The 18065-nt window shown below is 65.7% G+C and carries 14 protein-coding genes; 10 read left to right on the forward strand and 4 right to left on the reverse strand.

Annotation, left to right across the window (positions count from 1 at the left end; all coding sequences use genetic code 11):
* Positions 1–67: 67 nt before the first annotated feature.
* Both ACLBWL_RS10795 and ACLBWL_RS10800 read right to left on the reverse strand, forming a co-directional pair.
* Entirely contained in the window at positions 68–745 is a 678-nt protein-coding gene (locus ACLBWL_RS10795; protein ID WP_447792858.1) for a nitroreductase, read from the reverse strand.
* Between the two features lie 109 nt (positions 746–854).
* Complete coding sequence (locus ACLBWL_RS10800; RefSeq protein WP_447792860.1) at positions 855–3512, reverse strand: TonB-dependent receptor plug domain-containing protein; 2658 nt, start codon at positions 3510–3512, stop codon at positions 855–857.
* 469 nt (positions 3513–3981) lie between these two features.
* On the opposite strand from ACLBWL_RS10800, the gene ACLBWL_RS10805 reads away from it, so the two are divergent.
* The 3 genes from ACLBWL_RS10805 to ACLBWL_RS10815 are packed head-to-tail and all read left to right on the forward strand — an operon-like array spanning position 3982 to position 8662.
* On the forward strand, positions 3982–5325 hold the full coding sequence (locus ACLBWL_RS10805) for an MFS transporter (RefSeq protein WP_447792862.1): 1344 nt from the start codon (positions 3982–3984) through the stop codon (positions 5323–5325).
* Positions 5318–7435, forward strand: coding sequence for an alpha-galactosidase (locus tag ACLBWL_RS10810; RefSeq protein ID WP_447792864.1), 2118 nt, complete (start codon positions 5318–5320; stop codon positions 7433–7435). Before ACLBWL_RS10805 ends, ACLBWL_RS10810 begins: the two co-directional genes overlap by 8 nt.
* Positions 7436–7483: 48 nt before the next feature.
* On the forward strand, positions 7484–8662 hold the full coding sequence (locus ACLBWL_RS10815) for a glycoside hydrolase family 68 protein (RefSeq protein WP_447792866.1): 1179 nt from the start codon (positions 7484–7486) through the stop codon (positions 8660–8662).
* On the opposite strand, the gene ACLBWL_RS10820 is transcribed toward ACLBWL_RS10815, so the two are convergent.
* Positions 8587–9612: a LacI family DNA-binding transcriptional regulator gene (locus ACLBWL_RS10820; protein WP_447792868.1), complete on the reverse strand. Its 1026-nt coding sequence runs from the start codon at positions 9610–9612 to the stop codon at positions 8587–8589. The genes ACLBWL_RS10815 and ACLBWL_RS10820 overlap by 76 nt on opposite strands.
* A 184-nt stretch (positions 9613–9796) precedes the next feature.
* Here ACLBWL_RS10820 and ACLBWL_RS10825 point away from each other — a divergent pair, with 184 nt between their 5' ends.
* From ACLBWL_RS10825 to ACLBWL_RS10855, 7 genes are all read left to right on the forward strand, one after another.
* On the forward strand, positions 9797–12484 hold the full coding sequence (locus ACLBWL_RS10825; protein ID WP_447792870.1) for a TonB-dependent receptor domain-containing protein: 2688 nt from the start codon (positions 9797–9799) through the stop codon (positions 12482–12484).
* 173 nt (positions 12485–12657) lie between these two features.
* The gene (locus ACLBWL_RS10830) at positions 12658–12879 is read left to right on the forward strand and encodes a hypothetical protein (protein WP_447792872.1); all 222 of its coding nucleotides are present in this window, start codon (positions 12658–12660) and stop codon (positions 12877–12879) included.
* Between the two features lie 225 nt (positions 12880–13104).
* Positions 13105–13470 carry a hypothetical protein gene (locus ACLBWL_RS10835; RefSeq protein WP_447792874.1) on the forward strand — a complete coding sequence of 122 codons (366 nt, stop codon included), beginning with the start codon at positions 13105–13107 and terminating at the stop codon, positions 13468–13470.
* A gap of 55 nt (positions 13471–13525) precedes the next feature.
* Complete coding sequence (locus ACLBWL_RS10840; RefSeq protein WP_447792876.1) at positions 13526–14926, forward strand: mechanosensitive ion channel; 1401 nt, start codon at positions 13526–13528, stop codon at positions 14924–14926.
* Between the two features lie 36 nt (positions 14927–14962).
* Positions 14963–15247, forward strand: coding sequence for a CsbD family protein (locus ACLBWL_RS10845; protein ID WP_447792878.1), 285 nt, complete (start codon positions 14963–14965; stop codon positions 15245–15247).
* Between the two features lie 96 nt (positions 15248–15343).
* On the forward strand, positions 15344–16198 hold the full coding sequence (gene aqpZ, locus ACLBWL_RS10850) for an aquaporin Z (protein ID WP_447792880.1): 855 nt from the start codon (positions 15344–15346) through the stop codon (positions 16196–16198).
* Complete coding sequence (locus ACLBWL_RS10855; protein ID WP_447792881.1) at positions 16195–16467, forward strand: hypothetical protein; 273 nt, start codon at positions 16195–16197, stop codon at positions 16465–16467. Before aqpZ ends, ACLBWL_RS10855 begins: the two co-directional genes overlap by 4 nt.
* A 66-nt stretch (positions 16468–16533) precedes the next feature.
* Here the strand turns inward: ACLBWL_RS10855 and glpK are convergent, their stop codons facing one another.
* Positions 16534–18027 (reverse strand): glycerol kinase GlpK, encoded by a 1494-nt coding sequence (gene glpK / locus ACLBWL_RS10860; RefSeq protein WP_447792883.1) that lies wholly within the window; start codon positions 18025–18027, stop codon positions 16534–16536.
* Positions 18028–18065: the final 38 nt, after the last annotated feature.

The raw sequence follows: 18065 nt of genomic DNA on the forward strand, positions 1-18065 counted from the left end.
AGCGCGGCTGGCAACGAGACTGGGGTCGCCCGTGCAATCCTACCGACCGCAACGGCGACCGATGCCGCTAGTCGTCGAAGCCGATGAACACCGCGGCTTCGTCGATCGACCGCCGCTCGGAGACGACGGCGTTGGCGGGGAAGTTCTCGTCGGGCCAGCCCAGCGCGATGCTTTTCATGATGACCTGATCGTCGGGGATCCGCGCGTGTTCGCGAACGACCGGGGATTGCATGATCCCCTGGCTGTTGATCACCGTCCCGAGCCCGCGCGACCAGGCCGCGTTGACGAGCGCGGTGGCGACCGCGCCGCAGTCGAACGCGGTGTCGTCGCTGCCCGCAAGGTCGCGGTCGTAGGTGATGATGACGCAGACCGGCGCGTCGAACTGGCGGAAGCCGCGCATCACCCAGTCCTGACGCGCGTCCTTGTCGTCGCGGGCGATGCCCATCGCCGCGAAGAGCTGTTTGGCGACGCCGACCTGCCGCTCGCGGTGAGGACCCGCAAACGCCTCCCCAGTGCGGAACTCGCGCGATTGGGGGATACCTGCCGCCATCCGCTGCGTGTTGCCGGCGCGGATCGCGTCGAGCGCCGCGCCGCCGACGATGTGGAAATGATAGGGCTGGGTGTTCATCGACGACGGTGTGCGTATCGCGAGCGTGAGGACCTCCTCGATTAGCGCGCGCGGCACCGGCTTGGGCAGATAGCCGCGAATGCTGCGCGGGCCGAGGATCACGTCGTCATAGTGCATGCGGGGCCTCGTCACAGTGATGCCCGTACTCGATACAGACTTCTGCGGTGACGAAAACCCTGGCTCGCTAATCCACAAGGTCGGGGACGCCGAAGCGCCCCCGATGCTCTCAGTATTTTACGCGTAGCCGGGCATAATAGAGCCCTCCGTTGAAGCCGAACGGTCCACCGTTGCGCGGATAGACCTGGCCGTCGGACGATCCCCCGGTGAGCGAGTAGATCGGGGTCGACACCGACGACAGCTTGTCGGGACGCGCGTCGAGAAGGTTCTGCGCACCGAGCGTCAGCGTGTAATTCTTGGCGAAGGTATAGCTCACGTCGAGATCGGTGGTGAACTTGCCGCCGAAATGCTGCGGCACCGGATTGGCGGCGGACACGTAATCCTGCGCGCTCAGCCACCAGCTATAATAGTTCTCGCGGACGTTGATGCTGACGCCGTCGAGCGACCAGTTGGTGGTGAAGACCACGCGGTGGTTGGGTGCGAGATGCTCGGCGTCGAGGATCTGGTTCGGCCCGATGACCTGCGGGTCGTACTTCGTCACCGTGCTCTTGTTATAGTTGTAGGCGAGCGTCAGGTTGACCGCCGCTTCGTCGAGTGTCGTGCGATAGGTCCCGACCACGTCGACGCCGCGCGTGCGCGTGTTGAAGCCGTTGGTGAAATAGTTGACCTGCCCGTTGACGCCGACCGCGAGCAGTGCCGGCTGGGCCGCGAGATCGGCCGCCGAGACGACGAAGTTCTGCGTGATGCCGATCCGGTTGCTCACGCTGATGCTGTAGCCATCGACGGTCAGCGTCAGGTTCTTCACCGGATTGAGGATGAAGCCGATGCCGTAGTTGGTCGACTTTTCGGGCTTGAGCGCATCGGCCCCGAAATATTGCGCGATCGCGGTGCTGACCGGGTAGGTCCCGCTCTGGACCGCATTGCCACCGACGAACGCAGTGGTGATGATCGCGTTGTTCGACTGGCCCGGCGAGGGTGCGTGGAACCCGGTGCCGACCGTGCCGCGCAGCGAGAATGCGTCGGCGAACTTGTAGATCGCGTTGAACTTGCCGACGACGGCGCCGCCGAAGGAGTCGTAATGTTCGTAGCGGCCGGCCGCACCGACGCTGAGCGCGGTCGTGAGATCGGTCTCGACGTTGATGTAGGCGCCATAGCTCTTCTGGCTGTAACGGCCGGCGGCTTCGGGGCTCGTCCCGGCATACCCGCTGGCGCCGACGCCTTGCGCGTTGGTCGTCCCGGAAAACGTATAAACGCCGGGTGCGGTCTGCGTGTAGAGTTGCTGCGCGACCGAATACGGGCCGGCGGCGTAGGATTGCAGATCGCCGACGGTCTGTTCGTAGGTTTCCTTGCGGAATTCGGCGCCGCCCGCGATCGTCAGCGGGCTCGGCAACCCGACTTCCAGCGGATAGCTGAGATCGAGGTTGGCGTCGGCTTCTTCCTGGATCAGCTCGCCGAACTTGAAGCTCGTCTGCGTCTGCGGGCCGTAGGAGGCGTTGAGCGAATCGTACATCGACAGCGTCAGCGTGTTGCGGCTGAGCGAGCCGGACAGGTCGTATTTCAGGCCGCCCGCGATCTCGCCCTTGTAGCCGAGCGTCCCGTAAAGCTCCTTGGTCACGCCGACGAAGCGTGGCGTGAAGCCTGCCGGGTAGAGCGAGCTGTAGCGGAACGTGTTGCCGTCGCGAACGAAACCGCCGGCGGGGCAGGTCGCGCTGCCGGTCGGGCAGGCGGTCAGGAAGAAGGTGTTGTTGAACAGCGCGTTGGCGCTTTGCGTCCGGGTCACGCCATCGGTATCGACCGCGGTGCTGGTGACCGAGGCGCGATAGTTGAAACTCTGGTCCGCCTTGCTGCGCGCGAAATTGCCGAAGAAGTAGAGCTTGCTGTCGCTGGTGACGTCGATCGCCGAATTGACGACGAATTTATACCCGTGCGACGGCGACGAGCCCCAGATCTGCGCAGGGAGCGGGTAGTTGGGAAGCTGCGACGCCGAGCCCGGATTGTTGATCGCGTAGTTGGCGGCGGAGGGGCGTTGTGCGCCGCGGCTGGTCTGGCCGTCGTCGTTATACTCGCCGGTGACGTTGATGAACCCGATCTTGCCGAGCGCGACGCCGGCATTCGCGGCGATCTGATAGCTCTTGCCGTCGCCAGCATAATATTCGCCGTAGCGCGCGACCATTTCGAGGCCCGACACTTCCTTCAGGCCATAGTTCAACACGCCTGCGATCGCATCCGAGCCGTATTGCGCGGTGGCGCCTTCGCGCAGGATCTGGAGGCTGCCGATCGCGAGCGACGGGATCGCGGAGATGTCCGCACCCTGCGAGCCGCGACCGAGCCCGGTGTCGCTGCCGCCATAGACCTGGACCAGTGCGGACCGGTTGTAGCGTTTGCCGTTGATCATCACGAGCACCTGATCGGCGGGCAGGCCGCGCAACGAGGGCGAGCGGACGAAGGTCGAGGCGTCGGAGATCGAGTTCTGGCCGACGTAGAAGGACGGCACGATGCTCTTCAACGTGTCGAGCATGTTGGCGGAGGGTTGCGCGGCCAGTTCGGCCGAACTGATCACGTCGACCGGCGATGCAGAATCCGCAAGCGTTCGGTCGGTACGTCGGGTGCCGAGAATGACGATATCGCTGCCCGCCTCTTGCGGCGCGGTTTCCGTCACGGACGTAGTCTGCGCCGGTGCGTCAGGATTGGTCTGCGCTGCCGCCGCGGCGGTGCCGGACAGAAGTGCCACGGCCAACGCCATGGTCGATGTCGTATAGTTGATCATCCGAAGCCCCTTTTAAAATGAGACTTTCAGGATCCTTCCCCCAATCATTGCGAGCCGGGTCGTCTCTTCAAGACGTGTCCGCGAATCGCTGTATTATCGGTACGATGATCGTCTACTAAGGTTGGCACTGTAGTTCAGGTGTCGCGTCAAAATCCCGTAAAGTGTTGATAATACCGCGCCATCCCGCGGTAGGCGGTCGGCGACCCTTAGCGACGACTGCCGTTCCCCGGAGGCAAGTCGCCACACCAATTACGATCTGGCAATGCAAAATTTAAAAAACTGAAACGGTTTTGTCGTTTTGTTGTAAAATTGCCGCAATCGATTTGACTCGCTCGACACGCGGGCCGTTTGGTCCGTCGCGCCCGATCGGCGCATCCATTGCAATCGATTGTTGCTTTTCGATACGGGCGCTGTAGGGTCGTCTTCGATCCCGCGCAGACGGGCTTTTCGCCAATGAGGATGGCCCGTCATGCGACTCCCCGACAGCAAGCCGCATCTTTCGCTGCCGCGTATCCTCGAGATGAACCTGGGGTTCCTGGGGCTTCAGTTCAGCTTCGGGCTGCAGCAGGGCAACATGGCGCCGATCTACAGCTATCTCGGCGCATCGGAGGCCTCGCTGCCGTTGCTGCAACTCGCCGGGCCGATGACCGGGTTGCTGATCCAGCCGCTGATCGGTGCGCTGAGCGATCGGACCGATTCACGCTGGGGCCGGCGGACGCCGTATTTCCTGTTCGGGGCGGTGCTCTGCGCGCTCGGGCTGTTCTTCATGCCGCTCAGCCATTCGATCCTGATGGCGGTCTCGATGCTGTGGATCCTCGATGCCGGCAACAACATCACGATGGAGCCGTACCGCGCCTACGTCTCGGACCGGTTGAACGAGGACCAGCACGATATCGGTTTCCTGACGCAGAGCGCGTTCACCGGGCTCGCGCAGATGCTCGCGTTCCTGACGCCGTCGCTGCTGGTGTGGGCGGGGATGAACCAGGATTGGGTCGACCCGCACAACATCCCGTACACCGCGCGGATCGCGTTCATGGTCGGCGCGGTGCTGTCGTTCTCGACCATTCTCTGGTCGATCAAACGCGTCCCCGAACTGCCGCTGTCGCCCGCCGAGCGCGCGGCGATCGCGGCCAAGCCCAAGGGCTTCTTGGCGACGCTGACCGAGATCGGCTCGGCGATCCGCGACATGCCCTCGGCGATGCGCAAGCTCGCGCTGATGAGCCTGTTCCAGTGGTACGCGATGGCGGCTTATTGGAGCTATGTGATCTATTCGATCGGGCGGTCGGTGTACGGCACCGACGTCGCGACCTCGTCCGGGTTCCATTCGGCGGTGCTGACCAACGGCGAGATGGCGGCGTTCTACAACGGCGTAGCGTTCGTCGCGGCGTTCGCGATGGTGCCGCTGGCGAAGCGGCTGGGCGCCGCGAGCCTGCACGCGCTGTGCCTCGTGCTGGCCGGGATCGGCATGCTCTGGCTGCCGCATATCGAGAGCAAGGCGCTGCTGTTCGTGCCCGCGATCGGCATCGGCATCGGCTGGGCCAGCATCATGGGCAATCCGTACGTGATCCTGGCGGGCGCGATCCCGGCCGAGCGGACCGGCGTCTACATGGGGATATTCAACATGATGATCGTCATCCCGATGCTGCTGATCGCGGCGACGCTGCCGTTCTATTACGGGCCGTTGATGCACGGCGATCCGCGCAACGTGCTGACGCTGTGCGGAATCCTGATGTTCTGTGCGGCGGCGGCGGTGTGGACGGTGCGCGAGCGCAATGCCGAAGGGCTTCGGGTCGGGGCGACGCAGCATGACTGAGCCGATGATCACGCTGGCGGGCACCACCATGAGCGCGGTGATAGAGCCGCGCGGCGATGCACCGCCGGTCTGGCGCTGGTGGGGTGGCACGGTCCATGCGCGCGGTCTGCCCTCGCTTGCCGACACGCGGCCGGCGGCGTCGTTCTCGCTCGACATCGATCAGCCCTTGGCGGTCGTGCCGGCGTTCGGCACTGGCTGGTTTGGCCCGCCCGCGCTTCGCGCGCACCGCGAAGGCCGGCATTTCGCGCAGTGGTTCGAGACGGTGTCGGTGGCGACCAATGACAATGGCCTGACGATCACGCTGGTCGACCGTGCCGCGCGGTTGACGCTGGTCCAGCGGATTGCCGTGGCCGGCGATGTGCTGACGCTGTCGGCCGAGGTGGTCAACGACGGCGAGGACGTGCTCGAGATCGAATGGCTCGCCGCGGGTACGCTGCCGCTGCCGGGCGACTGCACGCACATCCACAGCTTCACCGGGCGTCACAATGCCGAGTTCGTGTCGCACACCGAGCCGATGCCGGCGCAAGGCTGGGTGCGCCAGAACCGGCGCGGGCTGACCGGACATGCCGGGCCGCCCGGATTGTTCGTGAGCGGCCCGGCGAGCGGCTGGCATGCCGGGCGCGTCCATGCCGCGCAACTCGCCTGGTCGGGCAATCACCGTCTCGCGGTCGAGCGCGACGACGACGGCGTCTGGGTGTTGCAGATGGGCGAGGCGCTCGCGCCCGGCGAGATGCGGCTGGCGCCGGGTGAGCGTTATGCGACGCCTGAGATGCTGGCGACCTGTTCGGGTGAGGGCCTCAACGGCGCGATGCAGGCGTTCCATGCCGGGATCCGCGCGCGCGCACCGTGGCCGGTCGAGGGCATGCGACCGCGTCCGGTCCATGTAAACAGCTGGGAAGGGTTTTACTTCGATCATGACGAGGCCGCGCTGATGGCGCTCGCGGACCGCTCCGCCGCGCTCGGCGTCGAGCGGTTCGTGCTCGACGATGGCTGGTTCAAGGGCCGCGACGACGATACCGCCGCGCTCGGCGACTGGGTGCCGGATCCCGTCAAATACCCGCGCGGGCTGGGGCCGCTCGCGGCGCACGTCGTCGGGCTGGGGATCGAGTTCGGGCTGTGGGTCGAACCCGAAATGGTCAATCCCGACAGCGACCTCGCGCGCGCGCACCCCGATTGGGCGCTGCATCTGAACGGCGTGCCACAGCACACGTCGCGCAACCAGCTGGTGCTCGATCTCGGACGCGAGGATGTCCGCGACTATCTGTTCGCGCGGCTCGATGCGCTGCTGACCGAACTGCCGATCGCGTATTTGAAATGGGATCACAACCGGGATCTCGCGGTGGCCGGCGGCGCCGATGGCCGTGCCGGCTATCACGCACAGGTCCGCGGCGCCTATGCCTTGTTCGACCGGCTCGGGGCGGCCCATCCAGCGCTGGAGATCGAGGCGTGTGCGGGTGGCGGCGGGCGGATCGATGCGGGTATCGCCGCGCGGACACACCGATTTTGGACCAGCGACTGCATCGACGCGGTCAGTCGGGTGCGGATGCAGCGCGGCTTCCTCCATTTCATGCCGCCCGAGATGATGGGCGCGCATGTCGGCGCGAGCCCGGCGCATTCGACCGGCCGCAGCCAGGGCATGGCGTTCCGTGCCGCGGTCGCGCTGCCGGGGCATTTCGGCGTCGAGCTGGACCCTGCGACTATGCCGGACACGGACGCTGCGACGCTCGCGGCCGGGATCGCGCGATACAAGGCGTTGCGCGATCGGCTGCATCACGGTCGGGTCTGGCTGGGGGAGGGGCCGGACGGTCTTGTCTGGCAGGCGCATGGCGAGCCCGACGACCTGGTCCTCCAGGTGACGCGTGTCGCACCGACCACCGTGCGCCGACCGCCCGCGATCGCCTTGCCGATGCTTGCCGGGCGTGGTGCGCTGCGCGTCCACCTGCTCGACGTCGCGACCGAGGCGGGGCATCCCGCGCCCGATGCGCCGGTGTTCGCCGCGATGCGCGACGGCGGCGTGGTCTATTCGGGCGACTGGCTCGCACAGGCCGGGCTGCCGACGCCGGCGATGAAGGCCGAGAGCGCCGCGCTGTTCCGGATCGAGCCAGCGTGACCACCGCCCCGACCCGCTCCCTTTTTCCGTTATGACTCCAGGATAACCATGCCCGCCATCACCCATTGGTCCGCCGAGATGCTCGGTCGGATCGCCGACCAGTCCGACGCCGAGCTTCCCGTCATCACCGCGGCCGACGTCGTGCCGGTCGTCGCCGACCACGACGTCTGGGACATGTGGCAGATCGCCTATGACGATGGCCGCACCGCGATAATCGACGGCCGCAGCTGGTGGTTCTTTCTCGCGACGCCCAAATTCGACGATCCCGACGATCGCCACGATGCCGCGCGGATCCGCCTGACCAGCCACGGCGCCGATGGCTGGCGCGATCATGGCGAGACGTTCCCGGACGGCTTTACGCCCGGCAGTCGTGAATGGTCGGGGTCGGCGGTGCTCGGCGGCGACGACACGACGCTGACGATGTATTTCACCGCGTCGGGACGACGTGGCGGTCCGCGCACTTTCGAGCAGCGGCTGTTCGAAACACAGGCACGGTTCGTCGACGGCACTACGCTCGACTGGAGCGAACCGGTCGAATCGATCGCCGCCGATGGCGTTCATTATCTCCGCGCTGCTCAGGTCGACGGCGTCGACGGTCGGATCAAGGGTTTTCGCGACCCAGGCTATTTCCGCGATCCCGCCGATGGCACCGAATACCTGCTGTTCGCGGGCTCGGCAGGCTGGGTCGATGCGATCGACGACGGCGTGATCGGCGTGGGCGTGCGCGCCGCCGGAGACGCGCACTGGACGATCGCCCCGCCGCTGGTCGACTCGATCGGCGTGAACAGCGAACTCGAGAGACCCCACATCGTCCTGCACGACGGGCGCTATTACCTGTTCTGGTCGACCCAGGCGAAGCGGTTCGCGCCCGGCATCGTCGCGCCGACCGGGCTGTACGGCATGGTCGCCGACACGATGGCGGGGCCGTGGCGCCCGCTCAACGGATCGGGGCTGGTGGCTGGAAACCCTGCGGTCGAGCCGTTCCAGGCCTATTGCTGGTGGGTGACGGGCGAACTCGACGTCATCAGCTTCGTCGATTTCTGGGGGCTCGCGGGCGCTGCGCCCGATACGGCCGAGCGTCGCCGCGCGCATTTCGGCGGCACCGCCGCGCCGTGGTTCCGCCTCATACTCGACGGCGACCGCGCCCTCATTCAGGTCGAATCGCGCTCGACCAGCACCGGGACCATCTCGACCGACGGCGAGTCCTCGCCCGCCAGCCTGGCGTAGAGCGCCGCGACCATAGCTTTTGCCCCGGCGGCGATGTCCTGGCGGATCGTCGTCAGCCGCGGCACCGTCTGTCCGGCGAGCGGGAGGTCGTCGAAGCCGACCACGCCGATCGCGTCGGGTACCGAAAGGCCGTGATCGGCGAGCACGCGCAACGCGTTCATCGCGATCACGTCCGACGCACACGCCAGCCCGTCGATGTCGCGGCCGATCCGGGCGACATGCGCGGCGATCTCGTGCTCCATCACGTCCGACGCGAGATGCGTGTCGAGCTGGAGGGGAGGGGGTAGCCCGGCGGCAGCGGCTGCGGCTGCGACGCCTTCGTACCGCTGAAGGATTTCGGGGGTGCGGACCTCACCCAGAAACGCGAGGCGGCGTTTGCCGCGCGCGATCAGATGTTCGCCCGCCAGTCGCCCGCCGCCGACATTGTCGGTGCCGATCGCGCAGTGGACCTGCCCCTCCCAGTGACTGCCCCAGGCGACCAGCGGTCGGTACTGGCCCGCGACCCGCTCGATCGCGTCGAACTGGGTCGACTGGCCGATCACCAGCACGCCGTCGAGCATCCCGGAATCGACGATCGCCTCAAGCCAGTCCTCGGCATCCGGGATGATCCGCGACAGCATCACGTCATAGCCGTTTTCGGTCAGCGCGTCGGCGAGATGGCCGAGCATCGTCATGAAGAAGGGGTCGGAGATGTGCTGGCGGCGTTCGTGGCCGAGCGGGACGACGACGCCGATCACGCCGGTGCGCTGCGTTCGCAGGCGGCGCGCCATCTGGTTCGGCCGGAAATCATGCTCGGTCGCGAGCGCCTGGATCCGCGCACGCGTTTCCGCATTGACCAGCGACTTGCCGGCGAGCGCGCGCGATACCGTCCCCGCCGACACACCTGCCAGCTTGGCCAGTTCGGCGATATTGCGCACCCGCCGTCCGGTGCGGCCCAGTCCTTCGTCCATCGCTTTGTCCGCTCGGTTCATCCCAGGCCTTGTCGGGTGCGGACCGTGTTCCGTCAACCACTTGGCAGGTGGGTGCACAATCGATTGCAAATTTGCGGTTGCAATCGATTGTAAGGGGTTTTAGGGGCCGATTATCGAGCGGCCCGAAGAAGGTCGCGTCATTTTCCCAAGGAGGGGACCGATCATGCGCCTGCCATCGACGTCACTGGTTTCGCTTGCTGCACTCGCTGTAGCGCTGGGTGCCACGCCTTCTTTCGCACAGGTCGCGACGATCCCGACCCCCGCCTCCGGTCAGCCCGGCGCGCCTTCGGTGCAGGCGACGACGCCGCAGCCCGGCCAGGCCGCGAACGGTTCTGCGACCCCGATCACCAACACAGCGATCGACGGTTCGCCCGTCGCCGCCACGACGACCGCGGATGACAGCGGCGCGTCGGGGCAGTTCCTCAACGACATCGTCGTTACCGGCTCGCGCCAGGGCCAGACCAAGTTCCGTAGCTCGACCTCGGTCAGCGACGTCACCGCCGCGCAGGTCACGCAGTTCACGCCGCGCTCCGAAGCCGACGTCCTCCATCTGATCCCAGGCATCCGCGTTGAATCGACCGCGGGCGCGGGCGGCAATTCGAACATCACCGTGCGCGGCCTGCCGCTGGCCTCAGGGGGTTCGAAGTACGTCCAGTTGCAGGAAGACGGCCTGCCCAACGTCGAGTTCGGCGACATCGCGTTCGGTAACAACGATTTCTGGCAGCGTTACGACTATACGGTCGACCGGTTGCAGGCGGTCCGCGGCGGGACTTCGTCGACCGGCGCATCGCAGGCCCCTGGTGCGGTCATCAACTACGTGTCCAAGACGGGTGAAACCGCAGGCGGCCGGATCGGCGTCTCGACGGGGCTCGGCTACAACGACAAGCGCGTCGATTTCGATTACGGCGCGCCGATCAGCGACACGCTGCGCTTCAACGTCGGCGGTTTCTATCGCAACGGCGAAGGCCCGCGCGATCTCAGCTACACCGCGGAGAATGGCTATCAGGTGAAGGCGAACGTCACCAAGACGTTCGACAACGACGCCGGCTATATCCGCCTCAACTTCAAGCGGCTTGACGATCGTGCGCCGACCTACGCCGCGATGCCGTTCGGCGTGCGGGTGAAGGGTGACACGATCACCGGCTATTACCCGCTGGACGGCTATGACGCGCGCAAGGACACGTCGTTTTCGAAGAACAACCTGACCTTCCCGGTCGTCAATTCGGACGGCTCGGTCTCGCAGGGCAACAACAAGGACGGCATCTCGGTCCGCTCGACGACCGCCGGTGGCGAACTCCACTACGACTTCGGCAAGAATCTCGCGATCGACAACCGCTTCGCCTATACCTGGAACAACGGCGTGTTCTCGGTGCCGTTTTACGGCAGCCTGACGAACGTCAGCGCGCTCACCTCAGGCGCCAATCCCTATACCGTCACGACCGCGAACGGCGCGACCTACACCGCCGCCAGCGCGCGCTATGCCAACGGGCCCAACGCGGGTCAGACCGTCGCGGGCAACGCGGTCGTCAACGGCAACCCGACGCTGCGTACTGCCATGAACAACATGAACCACTGGGCCAACGACTTCGGCGTGACCGGCAAGTTCGACGTCGGCGCGGGCAAGGTGACCGCGCGCGCGGCCTATTATCACTACAACCAGACGATCAACATGGACTGGCAGTGGAACGGCAGCCTGACCGCCGCCACCGCGAACGACCCGGCGATGATCGACCTGTACAATGCGGCGGGCGTGCGCCTGACCGACAACGGCATCACCGGCTACAATACCGGGTTCGGCAACACCAACCGCCATTACGATCTGAACTATGCCGGCAACGCACCCTATGCGACGCTGAACTACGAGGACGACCATGTCAGCCTCGATGCCAGCGGGCGGTATGAATTCCTCCACGCCTCGGGCAATTTCTTCCAGACCGCCGCCACCAAATCCGCGCTCGACGTCAATGGTGATGGCGCGCTGTCAGTCGCCGAGCAGAACACGTATCTGAACAGCGGCGTGGCGCAAAAGATCGACTACAGCGTCAACTACTTCAACTGGTCGCTCGGCGCGAACTATCGGTTCAACGGCAACACAAGCGCGTTCATCCGCGTCAGCCAGGGGCATCGCGCCAATGCCGACCGGATCGTCTCCGACTTCCCCGGTGCGTTCACCGCGGCGGGCAGGCTGACCGACATCGGCCGCTCGGTCGCGGTCAATCCGGTGACCCAGCAGGAACTGGGCATCAAGCAGCGCGGCAATTTCGGCGGGTTCAGCTACGGCGCATTCCTGACCGGCTTCCGCAGCCAGGCGACCGAATATAACTACGACCTGACTCGCCCCGCCGGTCAGCGCCAGATTTTCCAGCGCTACAAGACCTATGGTGCCGAGCTGGAGTCGCAGATGTCGTACGAGCACTTCGCGCTCAACGCGAACATCGTCTACACGCATTCGCGGATCGCGCAGGATCTGATCGGCAACAATTCGGGTAACACGCCCGCGGCGACGCCGGACTTCATGTTCACGATCTCGCCGTCGTTCAACCTGCCGCTCGGCTCGATCGGGTTCACCTATCTCGGCCAGACCAAGACCTATACGGACTCGACCAACCTGCTGAAGCAGCGCGGGCAGGGGATCTTCAACGCGTTCGTCTACGTCAAGCCGGTCGAACCGCTGACGATCAGCCTGAACGTCGCCAATCTGTTCAACAGCTGGGACCAGTCCGGTCGTCTCGATCAGGCGTCGGTCGGCGACCTCGCAACCACCGGTGCACTGTACGGCGTCGCCTATGCCGGCACCAACCGCGCCGGGTTCGGACGGACCTTCTCGCTGTCGGCGAGCTACGCTTTCTAACAGAACTACTACCGCCGCTGGCTGTGAGGTCGGCGGCGGAGTGCTGCGGGGCTCACGACGACGTGGCGTGAGGCTTCCCGGAAAGATGACGGCAAATGTGACGAAAATCACATGGAACATTGCCCGATCGTCAGCGGTATTTTGCGTGTCTGCTTCAACGAAAGGAAGTCCGTATGCGTCGCAGCGCTCTCTTCATTCTGCCGATGGTGATGATGTCGGTGTCGCCGGCCCTGGCGAAGGGCTGCATTCGGGGCGCCGCGGCGGGCGGCGTCGCCGGCCATTACGTCGGCAAGGGCCACGCCGTGATGGGCGCCGCGGCGGGTTGCGTTATCGCGCATCATCATTACGCCAAGCAGGCGCGTGCTCAAAAGGCGGCAGCACGCTCGCACGGCTAACGACCGCCGCAACCGATTCTGAACGCCGCCGGTCGACTCTGTCGCCCGGCGGCGTTGCTTTTTGGCTGCGCCGGCTGACCGATTACCGGTTTAGTGCTTAAAACTCGTAATATAGTACAGAAATACCTGAATATTTTTTCGATCCGGAGAGTTTCTTGGTCAGGGCGTGTGTGTTTCCGGTTCGCTCGAACCGCGAGGACATACGGCCATGAACAGGGGCCTATCATGATCGATTTCAGATCCACACCGCGCCTTGCGGCCATGCTGACGATCGGCGCCGGCGCGTTGTCGCTCGCCGCTTGCGTCAACCCTTCCGCCAAGATCGCGACCTCGCTCGAGGGCTATGGTTTCCAGCCTGCGCAGTCGCAGTGCGTCGGCGACCGTCTCGAGGCCAACCTGTCGATCGGCCAGTTGCAGCAGCTCGGCCGCGCCGCAAAGGCATCGCGCCAAGGCGATACGACGCCGGGCCGCCTGACGGTCGGCGACTTCGTTCGCGTCTCGGGTCAGGTCAAGGATCCGAAGGTGCCGCTCGAAGTCGGCAAGGCCGCCGCCGCCTGTGGGCTTCTGACGGATCCAGCCTCGCCGCTCTGACCCGCTACTCCGAGTGAGCGTCGGTCAGCCGCCTCACGGTTTACAGGACCACATCATGCAAGACGTAACCTATGCGGGCGATACCGTCGTATCGAACACCCGCGACTTCGGGGCGCAAGCCTGGAGCTATGTCGAAATCTGGGCGCCGCGGATCATCGCGGCGCTGATCATCTTGGCGATCGGCTGGGCGATCGCGCGCGCCGTGAAATGGGGTGTCGCAAAGCTCGTCAACCGGACTCCGCTTGCGTTGCACGCCAACGAGCCGGGCACCGGGCCGCGTCATCCGTCGACGATCGGCGCACAGGTCGGTGACGCCGCCTATTGGGTGGTGCTGCTGATCGCGTTGTTCCTCGCCACCCAGCCGCTCGGTCTGGCCGGCGCGACCGGCCCGCTCGGCGACATGCTGCAGGGCTTTGGTCGCGCAGTGCCGCGGATCATCGGCGCCGGGTTGATCTTCTTCCTCGGCTACGTGCTCGCCAAGGTCGCCCGGAAGGCGGTCGAGGCGGTGATCACTGCAAGCCATGTCGAGCGATTCTCGACGCATGTCGGCGCGACGTCGCCGGCCGATCCGACCATGCTGCCGCGCGCGATCGGCAGCATCGTCTTCGCGCTGATCATCATCCCGGTCGCGATCGCCGCGCTCGACACGCTCAACATCGCAGCGATTTCGCAGCCTGCCACCGCGATGTTGCGGATCATCCTCGACGCGATCCCGCACGTCATCGCTGCCGGCATGATCCTGGCCGTTGCCTATGTCATCGCCAAGTTCGCCTCGCGTCTGCTGACGCAGTTCCTCGCGACAACCGGGTTCGATCGGACGATCGGGTCGATCGGCATCTTCGGACAGGTCGACGGCCATATCGGCACCAGCGCAGATGCCGGGCGTGGCTACGCTTTCGTACCGTCCAAGACGGTCGGGACGGGCGCCTTCGTCGCGATCCTGATCTTCGGCCTGATGGAAGCGTTCCGACAGCTGAACTTCGCCTATGGCTCGCAGATCATGGCCGAGATCCTGACGCTGTTCGGGCAGGTCGTGTTCGGTGCGATCATCATCTTCGCTTCGGTCGTCATCGCGCGCTTTGTGGCGCACACCATCGAGCGGAGTGGGGATGGCACCACGCGTGTCGCCGCCCCAGTCGTGCGAGTCGCGATCATCATCCTGGGGAGCGCGATCGGACTGCGCTTCATGGGCCTGGCCGACGACATCATCAATCTTGCCTTCGGCCTGCTGCTCGGTGCGATCGCGGTCGCCTTTGCGCTCGCCTTCGGCCTTGGTGGACGCGATGCCGCTGGGCAGGCGGTAAAACGCATGCTCGAAGACGCTAAAACGGGCGATCGGGATGTAGGCCGGGATACGGACCGACCCTCGGACGTTTCGCATCCGGTTCATTCGCAAACTGGATCATTCGACGACGGCAGCGAGACCCGGGACACCCCCTCGACCCCTCGCTTCTGACGCCAATTCACTGATTTTCAACCAAGGAGATAGATTATGAACAGCGACACCATCACTGGCGCGACCACGGACCTCGGCGGCAAGCTCAAGGAAGGCCTCGGCAAGGCCGTCGGCGACAAGTCGTTGCAGGCTGAAGGCACGGCGGATCAGCTCGGCGGGACGGTCCAGAAGACCTATGGCCAGGCCAAGGACGCTGTCGAAGAGGGCATTCGTCCGGTCATCGACTATGTCCGCCAGTTCTCCAAGGAGCGTCCGTTCACCGCCGCCGCCGTGGCCGGCGTGCTCGGCATCGCGCTGATCAACACCCTGCGCGGCAAGTAAGACCGCCGTTGGCGGGAGCATCGCGCTCCCGCCAAATTCTGCCAATGAACCATTTAGAATGACGCGCAGCGCCGCGTCTCAAACGAGGGCCAGAGGATGACCGAAGTCAGTCGCACTCAGTCTTACGATACGCCGCCAAACCCACCCCGCCCGCGGCCGATCGCGACCGCACGGCGTCTGGCGGCGGAGCTGATTGGCACATTCTGGCTCGTTCTCGGCGGCTGCGGCGCCGCAGTGCTTGCCGCCGGCACCGGCGTACCCGGCACGATCGGCATGGCCGGTGTCGCGCTTGCCTTCGGCCTCACCGTCTTCACCATGGCGTTTGCGGTCGGCTTTATTTCCGGCGGTCATTTCAATCCCGCAGTCAGCGTCGGGCTGACCGTTGCAGGGCGGTTCCCCGTCCGCGATTTGCCCGGTTACGTGATTGCGCAGGTCATAGGCGGCATTCTCGGAAGCGCTGCGCTGGCCGTACTCGCATCCGGCACACCGGGCTTTGACCTCGTATCCAGCGGTTTCGCCGCCAACGGCTACGGTCTCCATTCGCCCGGCGGCTACAGCGCAGCGACTGCGTTCCTGTCCGAAGCACTGCTGACGGCAGGGTTTCTGACGGTTATTCTCGGCGCCACCGACGAGCGTTCTCCGGCGGCCTTCGCGCCGCTGTCGATCGGCCTCGCCCTGACTCTGATCCATCTCATTTCGATCCCGATCGACAACACGTCGGTCAACCCCGCCCGCAGCACCGGGCCGGCGCTGTTCGTCGGTGGTTGGGCGCTATCGCAGCTGTGGCTGTTCTGGCTTGCGCCGCTGGTCGGTGCGGCGGTCGCAGGCCTGCTCGGCCGCTGGCTGTTCGCGCATACCGACGAGGATCAGTCGCCGGGCCCGATCGGCGACACCCCGGTGGAACTGCTCGTCGGCGACGATCGCACCAACGGCGAGAGCAGTCGGGTATGACGGAGCATAGCGACTTCAATGCCCGGTATAATTCACGTCGCGATACGACGCCCCGCAAAGTCCGGTCGGAAGACGAGTGGGAGGGGTTGTGGCACACTGACAACGGTGATGCCCGCCCGCACCGCGCGCTCGAACTCTGCATCGTCGCAGTCGGCGCGGCGATCGCGTTGCTGGTGGCGCAGCGCGGCTGGCGCCGCGTTTCGACACCGGTGCGACGGATCGTGCCCTCCGCGGCTGACATTCACGTGCGGCCGCCGCCGCCGCGGTGACGGGACTGCGGTGACGGAACTGCGGTGACGGGCTGCGGTAGTCGAAGTTCGCTTTAAAGCGGGGCCCTATTGCGGCGCCCTCAGGGTCCGCTGCAGTGCATCGTGCCACCCGGCGACAAGCATTGTACGTCGGTCTTCGGTCATAGCCGGCTCGAAACACCGGTCGCGCGCCCACAGCGTTGCCAGTTCGTCGAGCCCCGACCACACACCGGTGGCCAGTCCCGCATGAAACGCCGCACCGCGCGCGGTCGTCTCCAGATCCTCCGGGCGTTCGATCGGCACTTCAAGCAGATCGGCGAGAAAGCCGCAGAGCCAGTCGTTCGCCGCCATGCCGCCATCGACCCGGACCGTCGCGGGGCGTCCGCCACCGTCCGTGATCATCGCCGCGACAAGGTCCAGCGTCTGGTACCCGACTGCCTCCAGCGCCGCCCGCGCCAGATGCGCCTGCGTCGCGCCCAGCGTCAACCCGAAGATCGCCGCCCGCGCGTCCGCATCCCAGTGCGGCGCGCCCAGCCCGACGAACGCCGGGACCATATAGACACCGTGATTGTCGGGAACCTGCGTCGCCATGTCGTCGGTATCGCGCGCGCTCGTGATGACGCCGATCCCGTCGCGCAGCCATTTCACAGCCGCGCCCGCGACGAAGATCGATCCCTCCAGCGCGAACGTCGTCTTGCCGTTCAGCCGATAGGCGGGCGTCGTCAGCAGCCGCTGTTTCGACCGGATCGCTTCGGTGCCGGTGTTGAGCAGCATGAAACAGCCGGTGCCATAGGTCGACTTGGTCATGCCGCGGGCGAAGCAGGCCTGGCCGAACAGCGCCGCCTGCTGGTCGCCGGCGATCCCCGCGACCGGAATCTGTGCGTCGAACAGGCCGGGCGCAGTCAGCCCGTAGTGGTGCGCGTTGTCGTGGACCTCGGGAAGCATCGCGATCGGTACGCCGATCAGCGCGCACATCGCGCTGTCCCAGCGGTCTTCGCGGATGTTCCAGAGCAGCGTGCGCGAGGCGTTGGTGACGTCGGTCGCGTGGACTTTGCCGCCAGTCAGTCGCCACAGCAGGAAGCTGTCGATCGTCCCGAACGCGAGCAGGCCACGCTCCGCACGATCGCGCGCGCCGGCGACATTGTCGAGGATCCACGCGATCTTCGTCCCCGAGAAATACGGGTCGAGCAGCAGCCCGGTGCGCTCGCTGACCTCTGCCTCTGCCCCCGCTGCGCGCAATTCTGCGCACCGCCCTGCGGTCCGGCGATCCTGCCAGACGATCGCGGGATGGATCGGCGTGCCCGTCGCGCGATCCCATACGACGGTCGTCTCGCGCTGGTTGGTGATGCCGATCGCGGCGATATCGCGCGCCGCGACACTGCTCTTGGCGATCGCGTCGCGCGCGGTCGCCAGCACGTCGCGCCAGATGTCTTCGGGATCATGCTCGACCCAGCCCGGTGCCGGGTAATGCTGCGCGAACTCCACCTGCGCCGCCGCGACGCGCCTGGCCTTGGCGTCGAAGACGATGCTGCGCGTCGAGGTTGTCCCCTGATCGATCGCGAGAATATGCTGTCCGGTCATGTGATCCTCTCCGCCTAAGGTCCGACTTGTGCCGGTTT

This window comes from Sphingomonas sp. M1A8_2b (genome assembly GCF_053345535.1).

Bases quoted from the DNA above. Each gene is read 5' to 3' on its own strand.
- ACLBWL_RS10805 (WP_447792862.1), top strand. From the start codon at position 3,982: ATGCGACTCCCCGACAGCAAGCCGCATCTTTCGCTGCCGCGTATCCTC.
- ACLBWL_RS10825 (WP_447792870.1), top strand. From the start codon at position 9,797: ATGCGCCTGCCATCGACGTCACTGGTTTCGCTTGCTGCACTCGCTGTA.
- ACLBWL_RS10815 (WP_447792866.1), top strand. From the start codon at position 7,484: ATGCCCGCCATCACCCATTGGTCCGCCGAGATGCTCGGTCGGATCGCC.
- ACLBWL_RS10835 (WP_447792874.1), top strand. From the start codon at position 13,105: ATGATCGATTTCAGATCCACACCGCGCCTTGCGGCCATGCTGACGATC.
- ACLBWL_RS10855 (WP_447792881.1), top strand. From the start codon at position 16,195: ATGACGGAGCATAGCGACTTCAATGCCCGGTATAATTCACGTCGCGAT.
- ACLBWL_RS10820 (WP_447792868.1), bottom strand. From the start codon at position 9,612: ATGGACGAAGGACTGGGCCGCACCGGACGGCGGGTGCGCAATATCGCC.
- ACLBWL_RS10845 (WP_447792878.1), top strand. From the start codon at position 14,963: ATGAACAGCGACACCATCACTGGCGCGACCACGGACCTCGGCGGCAAG.
- ACLBWL_RS10800 (WP_447792860.1), bottom strand. From the start codon at position 3,512: ATGATCAACTATACGACATCGACCATGGCGTTGGCCGTGGCACTTCTG.
- ACLBWL_RS10810 (WP_447792864.1), top strand. From the start codon at position 5,318: ATGACTGAGCCGATGATCACGCTGGCGGGCACCACCATGAGCGCGGTG.
- ACLBWL_RS10830 (WP_447792872.1), top strand. From the start codon at position 12,658: ATGCGTCGCAGCGCTCTCTTCATTCTGCCGATGGTGATGATGTCGGTG.
- aqpZ (WP_447792880.1), top strand. From the start codon at position 15,344: ATGACCGAAGTCAGTCGCACTCAGTCTTACGATACGCCGCCAAACCCA.
- glpK (WP_447792883.1), bottom strand. From the start codon at position 18,027: ATGACCGGACAGCATATTCTCGCGATCGATCAGGGGACAACCTCGACG.
- ACLBWL_RS10840 (WP_447792876.1), top strand. From the start codon at position 13,526: ATGCAAGACGTAACCTATGCGGGCGATACCGTCGTATCGAACACCCGC.
- ACLBWL_RS10795 (WP_447792858.1), bottom strand. From the start codon at position 745: ATGCACTATGACGACGTGATCCTCGGCCCGCGCAGCATTCGCGGCTAT.